The organism is Klebsiella sp. BDA134-6, from assembly GCF_015601345.1.
Lineage (GTDB): Bacteria > Pseudomonadota > Gammaproteobacteria > Enterobacterales > Enterobacteriaceae > Klebsiella > Klebsiella grimontii.
Genome location: NZ_CP064784.1, coordinates 483,283 through 501,376, shown reverse-complemented (window position 1 = coordinate 501,376; position 18,094 = coordinate 483,283). Strand labels below are relative to the sequence as shown.

17 protein-coding genes are annotated in these 18,094 nt (G+C 55.4%); 3 read left to right on the top strand and 14 right to left on the bottom strand.

Annotated elements, in window-relative coordinates:
- Window positions 1-59: 59 nt before the first annotated feature.
- A complete protein-coding gene (locus IYV58_RS02345; RefSeq protein ID WP_049115780.1) occupies window positions 60-413 on the top strand; it encodes a hypothetical protein in 354 nt (117 codons plus the stop codon).
- A gap of 45 nt (window positions 414-458) precedes the next feature.
- Here the strand turns inward: IYV58_RS02345 and rlmB are convergent, their stop codons facing one another.
- The 5 genes from rlmB to IYV58_RS02320 form a co-directional block, all read right to left on the bottom strand.
- Window positions 459-1,190, bottom strand: a complete 732-nt coding sequence (gene rlmB, locus IYV58_RS02340) for a 23S rRNA (guanosine(2251)-2'-O)-methyltransferase RlmB (RefSeq protein WP_004109129.1) — start codon at window positions 1,188-1,190, stop codon at window positions 459-461.
- Between the two features lie 85 nt (window positions 1,191-1,275).
- Window positions 1,276-3,723: a ribonuclease R gene (rnr, locus tag IYV58_RS02335; RefSeq protein WP_049115782.1), complete on the bottom strand. Its 2,448-nt coding sequence runs from the start codon at window positions 3,721-3,723 to the stop codon at window positions 1,276-1,278.
- Window positions 3,724-3,760: 37 nt separating this feature from the next.
- The gene (gene nsrR / locus IYV58_RS02330) at window positions 3,761-4,186 is read right to left on the bottom strand and encodes a nitric oxide-sensing transcriptional repressor NsrR (protein ID WP_004097980.1); all 426 of its coding nucleotides are present in this window, start codon (window positions 4,184-4,186) and stop codon (window positions 3,761-3,763) included.
- Between the two features lie 151 nt (window positions 4,187-4,337).
- Complete coding sequence (locus tag IYV58_RS02325) at window positions 4,338-5,636, bottom strand: adenylosuccinate synthase (RefSeq protein WP_004097979.1); 1,299 nt, start codon at window positions 5,634-5,636, stop codon at window positions 4,338-4,340.
- Window positions 5,637-5,738: 102 nt separating this feature from the next.
- Window positions 5,739-5,936 carry a DUF2065 domain-containing protein gene (locus IYV58_RS02320; protein WP_004097978.1) on the bottom strand — a complete coding sequence of 66 codons (198 nt, stop codon included), beginning with the start codon at window positions 5,934-5,936 and terminating at the stop codon, window positions 5,739-5,741.
- 217 nt (window positions 5,937-6,153) lie between these two features.
- On the opposite strand from IYV58_RS02320, the gene IYV58_RS02315 reads away from it, so the two are divergent.
- A complete protein-coding gene (locus IYV58_RS02315) occupies window positions 6,154-6,441 on the top strand; it encodes a hypothetical protein (RefSeq protein WP_004128090.1) in 288 nt (95 codons plus the stop codon).
- Between the two features lie 67 nt (window positions 6,442-6,508).
- Here the strand turns inward: IYV58_RS02315 and hflC are convergent, their stop codons facing one another.
- From hflC to nnr, 9 genes are all read right to left on the bottom strand, one after another.
- Window positions 6,509-7,513 (bottom strand): protease modulator HflC, encoded by a 1,005-nt coding sequence (hflC, locus tag IYV58_RS02310; RefSeq protein ID WP_004128087.1) that lies wholly within the window; start codon window positions 7,511-7,513, stop codon window positions 6,509-6,511.
- Window positions 7,514-7,515: 2 nt separating this feature from the next.
- On the bottom strand, window positions 7,516-8,772 hold the full coding sequence (hflK, locus tag IYV58_RS02305; RefSeq protein WP_004128085.1) for an FtsH protease activity modulator HflK: 1,257 nt from the start codon (window positions 8,770-8,772) through the stop codon (window positions 7,516-7,518).
- A 65-nt stretch (window positions 8,773-8,837) separates the two neighbouring features.
- Window positions 8,838-10,118: a ribosome rescue GTPase HflX gene (gene hflX, locus IYV58_RS02300; RefSeq protein ID WP_004128082.1), complete on the bottom strand. Its 1,281-nt coding sequence runs from the start codon at window positions 10,116-10,118 to the stop codon at window positions 8,838-8,840.
- Window positions 10,119-10,193: 75 nt separating this feature from the next.
- Entirely contained in the window at window positions 10,194-10,502 is a 309-nt protein-coding gene (gene hfq, locus IYV58_RS02295) for an RNA chaperone Hfq (protein ID WP_004097968.1), read from the bottom strand.
- A 92-nt stretch (window positions 10,503-10,594) separates the two neighbouring features.
- Entirely contained in the window at window positions 10,595-11,545 is a 951-nt protein-coding gene (gene miaA / locus IYV58_RS02290) for a tRNA (adenosine(37)-N6)-dimethylallyltransferase MiaA (protein ID WP_049115784.1), read from the bottom strand.
- Complete coding sequence (gene mutL, locus IYV58_RS02285) at window positions 11,538-13,418, bottom strand: DNA mismatch repair endonuclease MutL (RefSeq protein ID WP_195729391.1); 1,881 nt, start codon at window positions 13,416-13,418, stop codon at window positions 11,538-11,540. Before mutL ends, miaA begins: the two co-directional genes overlap by 8 nt.
- A 10-nt stretch (window positions 13,419-13,428) precedes the next feature.
- Window positions 13,429-14,760, bottom strand: coding sequence for an N-acetylmuramoyl-L-alanine amidase AmiB (gene amiB, locus IYV58_RS02280; RefSeq protein WP_049115787.1), 1,332 nt, complete (start codon window positions 14,758-14,760; stop codon window positions 13,429-13,431).
- 16 nt (window positions 14,761-14,776) lie between these two features.
- Window positions 14,777-15,238 (bottom strand): tRNA (adenosine(37)-N6)-threonylcarbamoyltransferase complex ATPase subunit type 1 TsaE, encoded by a 462-nt coding sequence (gene tsaE / locus IYV58_RS02275; RefSeq protein ID WP_004128070.1) that lies wholly within the window; start codon window positions 15,236-15,238, stop codon window positions 14,777-14,779.
- A complete protein-coding gene (gene nnr / locus IYV58_RS02270; protein WP_177952644.1) occupies window positions 15,231-16,742 on the bottom strand; it encodes a bifunctional ADP-dependent NAD(P)H-hydrate dehydratase/NAD(P)H-hydrate epimerase in 1,512 nt (503 codons plus the stop codon). Before nnr ends, tsaE begins: the two co-directional genes overlap by 8 nt.
- A 13-nt stretch (window positions 16,743-16,755) precedes the next feature.
- On the opposite strand from nnr, the gene queG reads away from it, so the two are divergent.
- Complete coding sequence (queG, locus tag IYV58_RS02265) at window positions 16,756-17,895, top strand: tRNA epoxyqueuosine(34) reductase QueG (RefSeq protein WP_024360250.1); 1,140 nt, start codon at window positions 16,756-16,758, stop codon at window positions 17,893-17,895.
- The last annotated feature ends 199 nt before the right edge of the window (window positions 17,896-18,094 follow it).

Below are 18,094 nucleotides of genomic sequence, written 5' to 3'. Positions count from 1 at the left end.
CGCACTTTCCGTCAGAGAACTCTGTTATAAAGTTCTCTCACAATCAGAAAGGGAATTTCATGATTCATTTAATTATTGAAGCTCGAGAAAATGCGCCGAGCTATATTCCGCTTATCCACCGCCATCTTCCTCATCTCGCGATGAGCGCTATCAAGCAGAACCTGAACGCTTACGGTTACGTCACCTCATTTGATGAAAACAAAATCTGCGATGACATTCTGGAAGAGCAGAACCCCATTGGAAATTTTCTGAATCTCGTCAAAGTATTAAAGCATCGAGGCGCGCAGCTTAAATTCATTAAGCAAACGGGAGATGAACCGGGAGAGGAATTACCCTTGAGCCAGGTCCTGGACTATGTTGAAAAAGGTCTCGACATTGCCCGTCGGATAGAGCGAGAGGATGAACAGGACTGATGAAGATAAGCCATTCCGGAGAATGGCTTATTCAGAAAGAAGAGATTAGCTGCGCTGGCGTACCGCTTCAAACAGGCAAATACCGGTGGCGACCGATACGTTCAGCGACGACACACTACCGGCCATCGGGATGCTGATTAACTCGTCGCAGTGCTCCCGGGTCAGGCGGCGCATGCCTTCACCTTCCGCTCCCATGACCAGCGCCAGCGATCCGGTCATTTTGCTCTGGAACAGCGTATGATCGGCCTCACCGGCAGTACCGACGATCCAGACGTTCTCTTCCTGCAGCAAACGCATGGTACGCGCCAGGTTGGTGACGCGGATCAGCGGGACGTTTTCCGCCGCACCGCAGGCCACTTTTTTCGCCGTGGCATTCAGCTGCGCAGAACGGTCTTTGGGGACAATCACCGCATGCACGCCAGCGGCGTCAGCGCTACGTAAACAGGCGCCGAGGTTGTGCGGATCGGTCACGCCGTCAAGGATCAAAAAGAACGGCTGATCGAGAGAGGCGATCAGATCCGGCAGATCGTTCTCCTGATACTGACGTCCGGGCTTCACGCGGGCAATAATTCCCTGATGAACGGCGCCTTCGCTTTTCTCATCCAGAAACTGGCGGCTGGCGACCTGAATCACCACACCCTGCGCTTCCAGAGCATGGATCAGCGGCATAAGGCGCTTATCCTCGCGGCCTTTCAGAATAAAGACTTCCTGGAAACGCTCAGGAGCACGCTCCAGCAGCGCCTGCACCGCGTGGATGCCGTAAATCATTTCACTCATTTATCTACTCGTTTAGGTTCTGTTTTCAGTCCCTTCACCCCGGTCCCATTACGATTCCGGGAGTCGCCGGGGTAAAGGGATATCATTACTCAGCTATTTTCTTTTTCGCCGCGCGCTTGGCCTTGGTCGCTGCGGCGATCTTCTGGGTTTTCTCCGACGGCTTCTTCGCTTTCTTCTCGCCTTTTGGCTGAGCGGACTTTGCCTGAGGCTGACCTTTCTGTTTGCGGAATGCGCTATCCGGCTCGAAGTTTACCTGCTTGCCCGCCTGACGGCGACGTCCGGAAGATTTACCTGCGCCACCTTTCTTCGCTTTTTCTCGCTCGGTCTTACCGACGTTGCGCGGCGCGCGCTCGCTGGAGATAAGCGAGAAGTCAATTTTACGCTCGTCCATGTTGACCGCTTCAACGCGCACTTCCACGCGATCGCCCAGTCGATAGGTCTGGCCGCCGGATTCACCAATCAGACGCTGCCCGACCTGATCGAAGCGGTAGTAGTCGTTATCGAGAGAAGAGACGTGCACCAGGCCATCAATAAACAGCTCATCCAGACGGACGAAGAAACCAAAGCCGGTCACGCTGGCAATCACGCCCTTAAAGACGTTACCCACCTGATCCAACATGAAGTCACACTTCAGCCAGTCCGAAACATCGCGCGTCGCTTCATCAGCACGACGCTCGGTCATCGAACAGTGCGCTCCCAGCTGCAGCATCTCGTCCATGCTGTAGTGCCAGCCGCCGGTCTCGGTGCTATTGCCTTTATGTCCCTGCTCTTTCGCCAGTAAATACTTGATCGCGCGATGCAGCGAAAGGTCAGGATAGCGGCGAATCGGCGAGGTGAAGTGGGCATAGGATTGCAGCGCCAGACCAAAGTGGCCACGGTTTTCCGGGTCGTATATTGCCTGTTTCATCGACCGCAGCAGCATGGTTTGCAGCATCTCTGCATCCGGACGATCGGCGATAGAGGTCAGTAATTCCGCATAGTCGCGCGGCTCCGGCTTGTTGCCGCCAGGTAGTTCAAGCCCTAGTTCCGCGAGCACCGAACGGAATGCGGTAATCGCTTCCGTACTCGGTTTGTCATGGATACGGAACAGCGCCGGTTCCTCGGCCTTCTCAACGAAGCGCGCAGCGGAGATGTTCGCCAGGATCATGCACTCTTCAATCAGCTTGTGCGCGTCGTTACGCTGAGTCTGCTCAATACGTTCAATGCGGCGTTCAGCATTAAAGATGAATTTAGCTTCTTCACTCTCAAATGAGATACCGCCGCGCTCTTCACGCGCGCCGTCCAGCACTTTGTAGAGGTTATGCAGCTCTTCAATATGCTTAACCAGCGGCGCGTACTGCTCGCGCAGATCCTGGTCGCCCTGCAGCATATGCCAGACTTTGGTATAGGTCAGACGGGCATGGGAGCTCATCACCGCTTCGTAGAATTTGAAGCCGGTCAGACGCCCCTTGGCCGAAATCGTCATTTCACAAACCATACAGAGCCTGTCGACCTGAGGATTCAGTGAACACAGGCCGTTAGAGAGCACTTCAGGCAGCATCGGAACCACCTGAGACGGGAAGTAGACCGACGTGCCGCGGCTACGCGCCTCGCCATCCAGCGGCGTACCCGGGCGCACGTAGTAGCTCACATCGGCGATCGCCACCCACAGACGCCAGCCACCGCCGCGTTTCTTCTCGCAGTACACGGCATCATCAAAGTCACGGGCGTCTTCGCCATCAATGGTGACCAGCGGCAGGCTGCGTAAATCAACGCGCCCTTTTTTCGCCTCTTCAGGTACCTGTTCTTTCAGGCCGGCAACCTGTTTTTCGACCGCTGGCGGCCAGACGTAGGGAATTTCATGGGTGCGCAGGGCCATATCGACCGCCATACCGGTACCCATATTGTCGCCAAGTACCTCAACGATCTTGCCGACCGCTTTGGTGCGGCGGGTTGGACGCTGGGTCAGCTCAACCACCACGACAAATCCCATCCGCGCGCCCATGATCTGTTCCGGGGGGATCAGGATATCGAAGCTCAAGCGGCTGTCATCCGGCACCACGAAGCCAACGCCCGCATCGGTAAAGTAGCGGCCCACAATCTGACCCGTTTTGGGCACCAGTACGCGGACAATACGCGCTTCCCGACGGCCTTTACGGTCGGCGCCCAGCGGCTGCGCCAGCACCTGATCGCCGTGAATGCAGGTTTTCATCTGCTCGGACGACAGATACAGGTCATCTTTACGGCCTTCAACGCGCAGGAAGCCATAACCATCACGATGACCGATAACGGTCCCTTTCAGCAGATCAAGACGTTCCGGCAGCGCATAGCACTGACGACGTGTAAAGACCAGTTGACCATCGCGTTCCATTGCACGCAATCTGCGGCGCAATGCTTCTTGTTGTTCTTCGCCTTCAATATTCAGCTCTATTGCCAGCTCATCTCGGCTAGCCGGTTTTTCGCGTTTTGCTAAATGATCGAGGATAAATTCCCGGCTCGGGATTGGATTAGCGTATTTTTCAGATTCGCGGTCCAGGAAAGGATCTTGTGACATGTCGGTTCCTCCGTTGTCATCTCCAGTGAAGTTTACGTCACTCCACCAGTAATAATTTATAAAGCGGTTGATTCTTTTCAACCAAATCGGCCAGCGTGTAGTTATCCAGTTCCTTGAGAAAACTTTGCGCGGCTTCAGCAAGCGCCTGTTTAAGACGACAGGCGGGCGTAATATGGCAAAATTCGCTGCTGCAGTTGACCAACGAGAGCGGCTCAAGATCGCGAACAACATCCCCCACGCGAATCATATTTGCCGGTTTCCCCAGACGAATGCCCCCATTTTTTCCCCGTACCGCGGTCACGTACCCCACGCGACTTAGCTGATTGATTATTTTAACCATATGATTACGGGAAACGCCGTAAACCTCCGTCACTTCGGAGATGCTGGTCATTCTTCCATCCGGTAGCGACGCCATATAAATCAGCGCGCGTAATCCGTAATCAGTGAAACTCGTTAACTGCACAATCAACCTCAGGGAAAAGAAAAACAGAGTGCGTCGGTAGACGTAATTACTATTGATGATAAACCAGCCAGCGCTCAGGCCGCTAATTTATTTAAATGGGGCGGGCGAACAGCAAAAACAAGAGGCGCCTTAACGGCGCCCCTGGAGATAATTACGCGTCGAACGGATCGCGCAAAATCATCGTCTCGGTACGGTCAGGACCGGTAGAGATAATATCAACCGGTACACCGGTCAGCTCTTCAATGCGTGCGATGTAGTTCAGCGCTGCCTGCGGCAGGCCGCTGCGCTCTTTCACACCAAAGGTGGTTTCAGACCAGCCCGGCATGGTTTCATAAATCGGCTCGATGCCTTCCCAGTTGTCAGCAGCCAGCGGAGTGGTTGTCACTTCGCGGCCATCCGGCATACGGTAGGCAACGCAGATTTTAACTTCTTTCAGGCCGTCCAGGACGTCCAGCTTAGTCAGGCAGAAACCCGACAGGGAGTTAATCTGCACCGCGCGGCGTACCGCCACGGCATCCAGCCAACCGGTACGACGACGACGGCCGGTGGTGGCGCCAAACTCGTTACCCTGCTTGCACAGGAACTCTCCGGTTTCATCAAACAGCTCAGTCGGGAACGGACCTGCGCCTACGCGAGTGGAGTAGGCTTTAATGATACCCAGCACGTAGTCTACATAACGCGGACCCAGACCGGAGCCGGTCGCAACGCCACCGGCGGTGGTGTTGGAGGAGGTCACGTACGGGTAGGTACCGTGGTCGATATCCAGCAGCGTACCCTGCGCGCCTTCAAACATGACGAAATCGCCACGCTTACGCGCCTGGTCGAGCAGATCGGAAACGTCAACAACCATCGCGGTCAGGATGTCGGCAATCGCCATCACGTCATCCAGAACTTTCTGGTAATCAACCGCTTCGGCTTTATAGAAATTCACCAACTGGAAGTTGTGATATTCCATCACTTCTTTCAGTTTCTCAGCGAAGGTGGCTTTATCAAACAGATCGCCAACGCGCAGACCGCGGCGAGCCACTTTATCTTCGTAAGCCGGGCCGATACCGCGACCGGTCGTACCGATAGCTTTCGCGCCACGCGCTTTTTCACGGGCGACATCCAGCGCGACGTGATATTCGAGGATAAGCGGGCAAGCTTCAGAAAGCAGCAGACGCTCGCGAACAGGGATACCACGGTCTTCCAGACCTTTCATCTCTTTCATCAGCGCAGCCGGAGACAGTACAACACCGTTACCGATGATGCTGGTGACATTCTCGCGAAGAATACCTGATGGAATGAGATGGAGGACGGTTTTTTCACCGTTGATTACGAGAGTATGGCCGGCGTTGTGACCACCCTGGTAGCGCACAACATATTTAGCCCGTTCAGTCAGGAGATCGACGATCTTCCCTTTACCTTCGTCACCCCATTGGGTGCCCAGTACGACGACGTTGTTACCCATTTTTCAAAATCACCGTTTGCTTAAAAATGGATTCTACCATCGCTTTTTCAGAGTTACAGCACTTTTTGCACTCGAAAGACGGGAAATTAGTCTACTTTACGCTCAGCCAATCGTTTTCCTCAACATGTAGTAGATGACGATGCCAGCAACCACAAGACCACCGCCAAACCGGCGTAATAAATTATCCGGTAATTGACTCATCGTGGCGACCATTCGACGCCAGGCTCGCGGGTAAAGCAGCGGCCCGAGTCCTTCGAGTACTAAAACCAGCGCCAGCGCCAGCCAGATTGTTGAGTTCATTATTTACCCTTATTTATACGCCGCCCGATACAGCACCCGATGCTAGTCAATGCTGTGTTTATCCTCATTTCACATTGTCAGTTATTTCATCATCATTATGAACTAATTTTATGAAACAAAATTCATAACCCATTGTATTGAAGGTTGTTTTTTAAATTGCAAGTATGCATAGCGTATCAAGATTCGATACGAGCATAAGATAATCAGGAGGATTATTATGAGAGAATTAACCGCAACTGAAATCAACGCTGTAAGCGGCGCGGGCTGGCTGCAAGATGGGCTGGCTTCACTGGGTGGTAAGACAGGCTCTGCAGTATGGTCACTCGGCAGTACTCTGAGCGTTGACTTACCTATCCTTGGCACAATCAATCTGTCGACCATCGCGCCAGGGCTTGGAGAAACTATCGGTAGTACGATAGGTTCAACAATCGGCGGTGTGATTGAAAGCACGCTAGCAAGCGTACCGTTATTCGGTGGGCTGATAAATAAATTGCTTGGCAACTAATTTAGCTCAGTTGTAAAAAAGGCGCCTTACAAGGCGCCTTTTCACTTATTCCATCTACGAACGCTTATTAGCGAGCCGCCGCCGTAGGTGATTTCATATAGCGGAAGAAATCGCTGTCCGGGCTGAGAACCATCACATCCTGATTGCTCTGGAAGCTGTTCTCGTACGCACGCAGGCTACGGATAAAGGCATAGAAGCCCGGATCCTGACTGAATGCGTCAGCAAACAATTTCGCCGACTCAGCGTCGCCTTCACCGCGCAGGATACGTCCCTGACGCTCGGCTTCCGCCAGCGTTTTGGTCACTTCATAATCCGCGGTCGCGCGCAGTTTTTCAGCTTCTTCCTGCCCTTGCGAACGATGGCGACGGGCAACCGCTTCACGCTCGGCGCGCATACGGTTGTAGATCGCTTCAGACACTTCAGCCGGCAGGTTGATCTGTTTGATTCGCACGTCGACGACTTCAATACCCAGCGCCGCCATACTGTTCGGGTTGATCACCTGAACCTTACCGTTGGTTTCTGCTTCAATACGCTCTGCCGCTTTGGCAATCGCGTCATCGGCAGCCGGCGTGCTGACTTCATCTTCCGTGCCCGCAGAGCCTGAGTTCAGGGCATCGCGCACTTCCAGGGTCAGACGACCGCGGGAGTCGGTCACGATGTCTTTCACATCGAGACGGCCAATTTCAGAACGCAGACGGTCAGAGAATTTACGTTTCAGCAGCACCTCGGCCTGGGAGATATCACCGCCGCCGGTTGCCAGGTAGTAACGGCTAAAGTCGCTGATGCGCCACTTGATGTAGGAGTCAACGATCAGGTCTTTCTTCTCTTTGGTGACGAAGCGGTCAGCCTGATTGTCCATCGTCTGGATACGCGCATCGAGCATCTTCACAGACTCAATAAACGGAATCTTGAAGTGCAGTCCTGGCGCGTACACCAGAGGTTTGTTTTCATCGTCGCGCAGAACTTTACCAAAACGCAGCGTGATCCCGCGCTCGCCCTCTTTAACAACAAAGATGGACATGTAGAGCACCACCAGCACGATGACAATTATCGCGATAACAGATTTACGCATCGTTATTCCCCCTGACGCTGGTAGTCGTTACGCTGCGCGTTGGCGCGGCGTTGGTCCATAATGGTGCCTCCCGTAGAGGTAGAAGCGTTGCTGGCGCTGTTTGAGCTGGATGCAGGCGGCAGACGCAGCAGATCGCTTGCGCCACTGCTATCGCTCTTTGCCGCCGGCGCGCCGGCGCCTTTAAGCATCTGATCCAGAGGCAGAACCATCAGGTTGCTCCCCTTATCGTTAACCAGCACTTTGCGCGTATGGCTCAGCACTTTTTCCATGGTTTCGATATACAGACGCTCGCGGGTAATTTCCGGAGCCGCTTTATACTCAGGCAGGATTTTCGCAAAGCGAGCCACTTCACCCTGAGCTTCAAGAACGGTCTGGGTCTTGTATGCGCGAGCTTCTTCCAGAATACGCTGCGCCTGACCGTTAGCCCGCGGCTGAACTTCGTTGGTGTAAGCTTCCGCTTCACGAATGTACTGCTGTTCGTTTTCACGTGCGGCAATCGCATCATCAAACGCGGCTTTTACTTCTTCCGGCGGACGAGCCGTCTGGAAGTTGACGTCCAGCAGGGTAATCCCCATGTTGTACGGACGAATGGTCTCTTCCAGCTCACGCTGAGTATCGCTACGAATGACGGTACGTCCTTCAGTCAGGATACGGTCCATGGTGTATTTACCGATCACGCCGCGCAGGGCGCTGTCGGTAGCCTGACGCAGGCTATCGTCCGCGCTGGTGACGCTGAACAGATAGCGTTCCGGATCGGTCACGCGGTACTGCACGTTCATCTCAACGCGCACGACGTTTTCGTCAGACGTCAGCATGACGCCGGAAGCCGCCAGTTCACGGACCGACTCAACGTTAACCGCCTGAACGCTATCAATGAAGGTCGGTTTCCAGTTAAGGCCAGGCTCAACCAGATGGCTAAATTTACCAAAGCGAGTGACGACGCCACGTTCAGCTTCTTTAATGGTATAAAAACCGCTGGCTGCCCAGATAATAACCGCAGCGGCGGCAACGATGCCGACGATACGCCCGCCCATTGGCCCACGAGGTCCCTGAGAGCCGCTACCGCCGCCCAGTCCACCTTTTCCGCCACCCAGGCCGCCAAGTTTTTTGCTTAGCTTACGGAAGATATCATCCAGATCGGGAGGTCCCTGATCGCGACCGCCTTTATTGCCATTTCCCCCAGAGTTGCCGCCTTGGTTATTGCTGCTTCCCCACGGGTCGCGGTCCTGTCCGTTATTACCGGGCTGATTCCACGCCATGTATATGCTCCATATTTGTTTTTGATATCCCCACAGGGGTTAATATCTTCAGGCAAGCTGCAAGGTCAAATCACGTATTCAACCAGCGCTGGCTCTTGTTTACAGAGGCGACGCCAGTCAACGATCGGCATGCGCACCTGCAGACCAACGCTACCGTCATCCTCCATCCACTCTTTCTCTATCGCCTGAAGCTGATAGAACCGGCTTCTCAACCGGCCTTCCTGCGGCGGCAGGCGCAGCGTGTGCTGCGCCACTTCACCAGAAAGCCGTTCCGTCAAAGCCTGAAAAAGCAGCGGTACACCAACCCCGGTCTGGGCGGAAAGCCAGACCCGAATCGGTTTATTTTCTTCATCCCGATCGATACGCGGCTCAAAATCATCCAGCATGTCGATTTTATTCATAACCAGCAGCGTCGGGATCTCATCGGCCTCGATTTCCGCGAGCACCGTATTTACCGCGTCAATGTTTTCCTGCACGCGCACATCGGCCGCATCAATGATATGCAGCAGCAGCGTCGCCTGGCGCGTCTCCTGGAGCGTCGCTTTAAACGCGGCCACCAGGTCGTGCGGCAGGTGGCGGATAAAACCTACGGTATCCGCCAGTACGGTTTCGCCAACATCAGGGACGTCAATGCGGCGCAGCGTTGGATCCAGAGTAGCGAACAGCTGGTTCGCAGCATAGACCTCGGCTTCAGTTATCTGGTTGAACAACGTGGATTTACCGGCGTTGGTATAACCGACCAGCGACACGGTTGGAATATCGGCTTTAGCGCGTGACCGCCGTCCCTGCTCGCGCTGTTTTTCAACTTTTTCCAGCCGCGCCAGGATCTGCATAATGCGGTTACGCAGCAAACGGCGGTCAGTTTCGAGCTGGGTTTCACCCGGGCCGCGCAAACCAATCCCGCCTTTCTGTCTTTCAAGGTGGGTCCAGCCGCGAACGAGGCGAGTCGCCATGTGGCGCAGCTGCGCCAGCTCGACCTGTAGTTTCCCTTCGTGGGTACGCGCTCGCTGGGCAAAAATATCTAAAATCAGGCCGGTACGATCGATAACCCGACATTCGCATAAGCGCTCCAGGTTTCGTTCCTGTGCCGGACTCAGGGCATGATCGAAGAGCACGACCGATGCTCCGGTCGCTTTTACGGCTTCCGCAATTTCGACAGCTTTACCTTCACCAACAAAATACTTCGGGTGCGGTGCTTTACGGCTACCGGTAATCACCTGCATTGCTTCGACACCGGCGGAAGAGGCCAGAGTTTCAAACTCCTGGAGATCTTCCATATCTTTGTCTTGCGAAAAATAGATGTGTACCAGTACCGCCTGCTCACCGGCATCATAACGGTCAAACAAGCGTAAACCCCTTATAAAATACCAGCGGGGAACGCAGAAAACCTGGCTCCCCGACGTGGAAAAACAGCATCTGCCTTATTCGGCGTCTTCGCTGTCTTGCTGCGGCGCAGAAGAACCCTGCGCACCACCACCGTGGTGATAGTTGTTTGTACCGCCACCAGCATTGTTGCTGTGGTGTGACACCGGGCGAGACGGGACAACAGTAGAAATTGCGTGCTTATAGACCATCTGGCTGACCGTGTTTTTCAACAGGATCACGAACTGATCGAAAGACTCAATTTGCCCTTGCAGCTTAATACCATTCACCAAATAAATAGAAACCGGAACACGTTCCCGACGCAAAGCGTTCAGGAACGGATCTTGTAAAGATTGCCCCTTAGCCATTCTCTCTTTTCCTTATATGTATGCTTGTTTTGTACTCAGAACCTTACGATTCTTAAAAAAATTACGCACGATACCTGTTCAATTGTACACGTTCAGTCCAGGCTAGCACCAACAACCTGTAATACTTTGTTGAACGCTTGTTCAGGTTGTTCACTGTCTAACCAGTGAATACCTTCCCAACCGCGCAGCCAGGTAACCTGACGTTTAGCCAACTGTCTCGTGGCGCAAACACCTCGATAAACCATTTCATCATACGGGATCTCGCCATTTAGGTACGACCACATCTGGCGATATCCGACACAACGAATGGAAGGCATATCCGTATGCAAATCTCCCCGGGCAAAAAGCGCCCGCACTTCTGCTTCAAAACCTGAAGCCAACATCTGATGAAAACGCTGTTCTATGCGCTGATGGAGCAGTTCACGGCTCGCCGGGGCGATGGCGAACTGGTGCACCTTATACGGCAGAGCATCACCTGACGTTTGCGTCAGCTCCGTTAAAGTTTTACCCGAAATGAAAAAAACTTCCAGTGCTCGGGAAAGTCTTTGCGGATCATTTGGATGAATACGCGCGGCGGCAACCGGATCAATTTCCTGTAGCTGCTGGTGCAACGCGTTCCATCCTTGCTCTGCGGCCTGTTGCTCGATCCTGGCCCTGACCTCAGGGTCAGCCGAGGGTAGAGGCGACAACCCTTCCAACAACGCCTTGAAATACAACATCGTTCCGCCAACCAGTAGCGGAATACGCCCCGCGGCAACAATATCAGCCATCTCAGCCAGCGCAGCACGACGAAAATCCGCTGCGGAATAAGCCTCAGCCGGATCAAGAATATCCAGCAGCCGATGCGGCGCAGCGCTTAGCTCCGCGGCATCCGGCTTGGCCGTGCCGATGTCCATTCCTCGATAAATGAGGGCTGAATCAACGCTAATCAACTCTACTGGCAAAACTTTACGTAAGGCGATCGCCAATGCGGTTTTACCAGAGGCCGTCGGGCCCATTAAAAATATTGCCTTAGGCAGGCTTGCCTCGGTTACATCACTCATCTTTCAGGGCATTCATCGCCGAATGTAAATCAACAGGTTGTAACAGACCACCCGGCGGCGCTTTAACCAGCTGCGGACATAAGCGCTCAATATCCGCCAGGACGGCAATCGCCTGCGCCATATTCCACTGCGCATGCTCGCTCGCCAGGTTACGCGCCATCCACTGGGCAATATTGCCGACGTCGACGGTTTTTTGCTGCGCCAGGTAGCCTATCAGTTCAGGAATCAAGATTTGTAAATTTTGTTGTCTTAAGGGTAAAGGCACTGCGCGGATCGTCACGTGGTGCGCATCGGACTGGAGTTCAATCCCGACCTCTGCCAGCGCAGACTGCGCCTGCTTGAGCGCGTCTTTTTCCTCTTCGGACACTTTTATCCGCAGCGGGATAAGCAACGGTTGGGCGCAAACCGCCTCTGCGCCCGGCGTCAGCTGTGCCTGGCGCAGCCAGCGCTCAGCGACCGGCAGGGCCAGCAGCGCTAACTTACCGTCGCGCTCCAGCAGCGCGCAGTCGCTATCGATAATCGTCAGCACGCGGCCAAAGCTTTGGCTATGACCTGACAGGCCTTCCGCCGTCGGTGTGGGAGATTTGGGTTTGCGCTCCGCGACAGGAGTATCCAGCAGTTGGCGGTAGAGCGCACCCTGCTGTTTTTGATAGCCTGGCTGCGCATGCGGCCAGCCGGCTCCACCAGTTGAAGATGGCCCCGACGAACCGCTGGCGTTAAAGCGCGGCGCGGCGGGCTCATCACGATACCGGGGAGCCGCGTTTTCACGCGCGACCGCCGGCTGGGCAAAATGATTGCCGCCTGCCGCAATGCGGTTTTCCGGCACCTGCCGCGGCGCGGGCTCATCGCCCTCTTCCGCCAACGGTACATCCAGCTGCTGCTGCAGGACGCTCAGCACGCCCTGATAGATAAAATCGTGCACCAGGCGCGACTGATGAAAACGCACTTCATGTTTGGCCGGGTGAACGTTCACATCCACCTGATGCGGATCTATCTTCAGGTACAGCACAAAAGCAGGCTGCTGATCGGCCCCCAGTTTATCTTCACAAGCCTGACGGATCGCGTGATTAATCAGGCGATCGCGCATCATCCGCCCATTGACGTAGCAATATTGAATCTCCGCCAGCGTCGGATTGGTATGCAGAGGATCGGCCACCCAGCCGCTGAGGGTAAGATCGCCATGCTGCCACTCAATCGCCAGGGCATGTTCGAGAAAGGGTATACCGCAGATCGCGCCCAGACGCCGCTCACGCTGGCCGTCCTGCGATACCGCCCGGTACTGACGCACGACTTTACCATTGTGGCTGAGGTTGATAGTGACGTCGAAACGCGCCAGCGCGATGCGCCGGACGATTTCGTCAATATGGCCAAATTCGGTTTTCTCGGTGCGCATAAACTTGCGCCGGGCGGGGGTGTTATAAAACAGGTCCAGCACTTCAAGCGTTGTCCCCACCGGGTGCGCCGCTGGCTTCACGGTGACCGCCTGATCGCGCCCTTCGGCATAGGCCTGCCAGGCCTCCTGCTGATCCTCGGTACGCGAGGTCAAGGTCAGGCGAGCCACTGAGCTAATACTGGCCAGAGCTTCGCCGCGAAAGCCGAGGCTAATGATCGCCTCAAGGTCGTCCAGCGAAGCAATTTTACTGGTGGCGTGACGGGCCAGCGCTAGCGCCAGCTCGTCTTTTTTAATGCCGCAGCCGTTATCGCGAATGCGGATTAACTTCGCCCCGCCGCGCTCAATATCAATGTCGATGCGCGTCGCCCCGGCATCGAGGCTATTTTCCACCAGCTCTTTGACCACCGAAGCCGGTCGTTCCACCACTTCACCTGCGGCAATCTGGTTGGCGAGCTGCGGCGGTAGAACCTGAATCGGCATGGCCGTCTCCTTAATTTAACAACGTCCCATCAGACGAACCTGCGCTGGCGGTCTGCGCGGCTGCTCCGCGCGGCGCGGATTGCAGAGGATGCTGCATAAAGTAGTTACGCAGACCGTTATAAATCGCCTCTGCGACCTGTTGCTGATAGGCATCGCTGCCCAACAGCCGCTCCTCGCCTGTATTACTAATAAAACCTGTTTCGACAAGGATCGACGGGATATCCGGCGAGCGCAGTACACCCAGGCTGGCATGCTCGGGGCGGCGCTTATGTAAATCGCCGATCCGCTGCAGTTGGCTCAGCACATTGGTCGCCACATCATACCCGACGCGCTGGGAATGGCCGAACTGTAAATCCAGCACCGCCTGGCTCAGGTAAGGGTCAGACTGGCTGTTGGCCAGTACATCGCCCGCGCCGCCCAGCAGCTCGGACTGCTTCTCATGCTGTTCGAGCCAGCCGGCCATCTCGCTGTTCGCGCGGCGGTTGGAAAGCACCCAAACCGAGGCTCCGGTGGCATCGCGATTCGGCGCGGCGTCGGCGTGAATTGAGACAAGGAAATTGGCGTTTTGCTTACGCGCGACGTCAGATCTCCCCATGACTGAAATAAAGTAATCGCCGTCGCGCGTCAGCACCGGCCTGAACTGAGGGTCGGCATTCAATAGCGCGCGGAGCTTACGCGCAATGGCAATAGTCACATTCTTCTCTTTCGTGCCATTCGGGCCAATAGCGCCCGGATCCTGGCCGCCGTGACCGGCATCAATGGCGATAATCACTTTATCATCGGAGGACACGGGACGCGCAGCGGGACGCGTTACGCTACTCGTGCTGGTCACCGCAGTAAGCCGGTCGTTATCGGCTTTAAACGGGTTACGTGCGGGTTCGCTCGGACGCACGGGCTGCGCCACGGGCCTTTCCGCCTGTCTAACCACCACCGGCTGCGGCGGTGGCGGAGGCGGCTCGTCGGCGTTAATCGTAAACACCACGGTGTAGTTAGAGCCGTTCTGCTGTTTCACCGCGCGGGTTTTGCCATCGGCAGTTAAATCCACCAACAAGCGCAGCGACTGCGTATCCTGCGGCGTCCCGGAACGAATGCTTTTTACCAGATTATTGCCGCTAAACTGCAGCGGTAGCCCCTGGAGTACGCCGGTCTGTTTGATATCCAGCGCCACGATGCGTTTGCCCTGGGGGCTAAACGAATATTCAGGCTCGCCGATAAAACTAATGGTAATACGGGCCTGCCGATCTCCATTTGAGACCTGGATATCGGATAAACTTGCCGCAGTAGCCTGAATGCTAAACAGCATCAGTGCGGCAGCCAGCCAACTGGTTATGCGATACATCATCCCGTCGTCCTTCAGGCTAATTAGCCAAACGCGCCAATAAAGACTTACCCAATGAGGAGACCGCGGTTACGCGCGCCTCACGCCCTTGTGCCTGATACTCAAGGTGAATTTCAACATCCGGGTCCGGCAGTACTCCCGTGCCCTGCTGCGGCCATTCCACCAGGCAGATAGCATCGTCAGTAAAATAATCGCGGATCCCCATAAACTCGAGTTCCTCAGGATCCGCCAGGCGATACAGATCGAAGTGATAGACCATCAAATTATCGAGACTGTAAGGCTCTACGAGGGTGTAGGTTGGGCTTTTAACGTTGCCACGGTGACCGAGAGCCTGAAGGAAACCGCGGCTAAAGGTGGTCTTACCCGCCCCTAAATCGCCATACAAATAGATGACCGTCGCGCCAGTGCATGCCTGCGCGACGCGGTTGCCAAGGCTTAAAGTCGCCTGCTCATCGGGTAAAGGAATCACTCGGTTAATCATGGTCTACGTCAATCACATCCGGGTTAACAACACGCCTGAGCGTGGAAAAAAGATCGGTCGCCAGCATTCCGCGGGTGCCATGTCTCGCCGCCAGCCGATCGGCAGCTTCGCCATGAGCAACGCATCCGGCGCAGGCAGCATCATACGGCGTCAGGCGCTGGCCTAACAACGCGGCGATAATACCGGTCAGCACATCGCCCATCCCGCCGCTGGCCATCCCAGCGTTACCGGCGTCGATAATAGCCATTTCGCCCGTTTCGCTCGCCACGATCGTTCCTGCACCTTTTAGCACCACAACGCCACCATAACGTTTTACCAGACGTTGTGCAGAATGTAAGCGATCGCTTTCAATTTCTGCCACACTCACGTTCAGCAGACGGGCGGCTTCGCCGGGATGCGGCGTCAGCACGCGATTGTGACGTTTATCGGGATTGATTGCCAGCAGGTTCAGCGCATCCGCATCCCAGACCATCGGTTTGCGAAAATTCTCCGCCTGGCGCAGCGCATTCTTACCCCACTCGCTCTGACCAAGACCCGGCCCAATCGCGACGACATCCGCCCATTGCAGGCTTTCCTCAAGCGCGCAGGATGTCAGTTCATGGACCATCAGCTCCGGCCTGGCGGTCAGAACGGGGGCGATATTATCCTTATGAGTCAGGACGCGCACCAGCCCTGCGCCCGCACGCAGCGCCGCTTCCCCGCTCATCCGAATGGCTCCCGCCGTACCCGGTTCGCCGCCAATAATCACCAGCTTACCGTGGTCGCCTTTGTGCGAGGTTGGGCGTCGTGGCGGCAGCCAGTCGGAAAGCTGCGACGCATCGAATCGACTGATTGCCGTCTTCTGGCCTGCCAGCCAGCGGTCAAGCCCTAAAGCGTGATGATGCAGGCGGCCCACGACATCGCGAGCTTTGCCGGTCAGCAGCCCCGGCTTAAGCGCAATAAACGTGATGGTATGAGCGGCATGGATAACCGCGCCTGGCGTCGTACCTGTCTGCGCGTTCAGACCTGAGGGGATATCGAGCGCGACAACCGGCACCGGATAAGCGTTAGCATGCGCGATAAGCTCAGCGACGTTTTCCCGGGGCGCGCTCTGTAGCCCGGTACCGAGCAGACCGTCAATAATCAATGTGATATCTTCAGGCCAGACGATGTTCGCGGCGTGAATCGTCCCGCCGGCATTGAGCCACTCTTCACGCGCCAGGCTGGCCTCTTCCGGCAGCGGCTTCTCGCTCTCCAGCGCCAGCAGCGTGACCTGAATCCCGCGCGCCTGCGCCAGGCGCGCCACCACGTAGCCGTCTCCGCCGTTATTACCGTGGCCGCAAAGAATCAGCCAGTGCTGGCTTCCTGGATACTGTTCGCAGGCAAGTTCAAAAGCCGCTTCGCCCGCACGGCGCATCAGCTCATATAACGTCAGCCCAAGGGCATCCGCCGCCTCTTTTTCCGCCCGCCGTAGCGCCTCCGCCGGCCAGATGATATGTGGTATACTGTCGGTGTTTTTCGTCATCGTATGGTCCATCATGTCACAGCCCCTCGATCTCAATCATTTAGCGCAGCAAATCAAACAGTGGGGCACAGAGCTGGGGTTCCAGCAGGTCGGTATTACCGATACCGATCTCAGCGCCAGCGAACCTAAACTGCAGGCGTGGCTGGATAAACAATACCACGGCGAAATGGAGTGGATGGCGCGCCATGGCATGATGCGCGCGCGCCCTCATGAACTCCAGCCAGGTACCTTACGCGTGATTAGCGTGAGGATGAACTATCTGCCTGCTAATGCCGCTTTCGCCCGCACCCTGAAAGATCCCGCGCGGGGTTACGTTAGCCGTTACGCCCTCGGACGGGACTATCATAAGCTGTTACGTCATCGCCTGAAAAAATTAGGTGAGATGATTCAGGCGCAGTGTGCTTCGCTCAATTTTAGACCTTTTGTCGATTCCGCGCCGATTCTTGAACGCCCTTTAGCCGAAAAAGCAGGGCTGGGATGGACAGGTAAGCACTCACTCATCCTCAGCCGCGATGCCGGCTCGTTCTTTTTCCTCGGCGAGCTACTAATCGACCTCCCTCTCCCCATCGACCAACCCGTCGAGGAAGAGTGCGGGCGCTGCGTGGCCTGCATGACTATCTGCCCAACCGGCGCCATCGTCGAGCCCTATACCGTCGATGCCCGACGCTGTATCTCCTATCTGACGATTGAACTGGAAGGCGCCATCCCGGAAGAGTTCCGCCCGCTGATCGGTAACCGCATCTACGGCTGCGATGATTGCCAGCTGATTTGCCCGTGGAACCGCTTCGCGCAGCTGACTGATGAAGACGATTTCAGCCCGCGCAAAGCGTTGCATGCCCCAGAGCTACTGGAGCTTTTCACCTGGAGCGAGTCATATTTTCTAAAAGTGACGGAGGGATCGGCTATTCGCCGTATTGGCCATCTGCGCTGGCTACGTAATATTGCCGTCGCGCTGGGCAATGCGCCCTGGGATGAAGCCAACCTCAAGGCGCTGGAGAGCCGCCGGGGTGAGCACCCACTTCTCGATGAACACATCGAGTGGGCGATGACGCAGCAAATGGCAAAACGAAATGCCAATGTGGTTGAGGTGCAATTGCCCAAGAAGCTACGGCTGGTCAGGGTGGTTGAAAAAGGGCTACCGCGCGACGCCTGATTCATTCACAGGGTGTGAATAAAAATAAAAACACATTGCGTTTCAACGGGCAGACGTTCGTCAAGTGATCGGATTAACACTTTGAAATGAAATTTAACCCTTACGTTTCAGGCACATATAAGAATACTATTTACATAGTGAAGTGTTTTCCTGAGAAAAGACGAAAGACTAACCTGTGGATAACTCTGTTCACAGTATT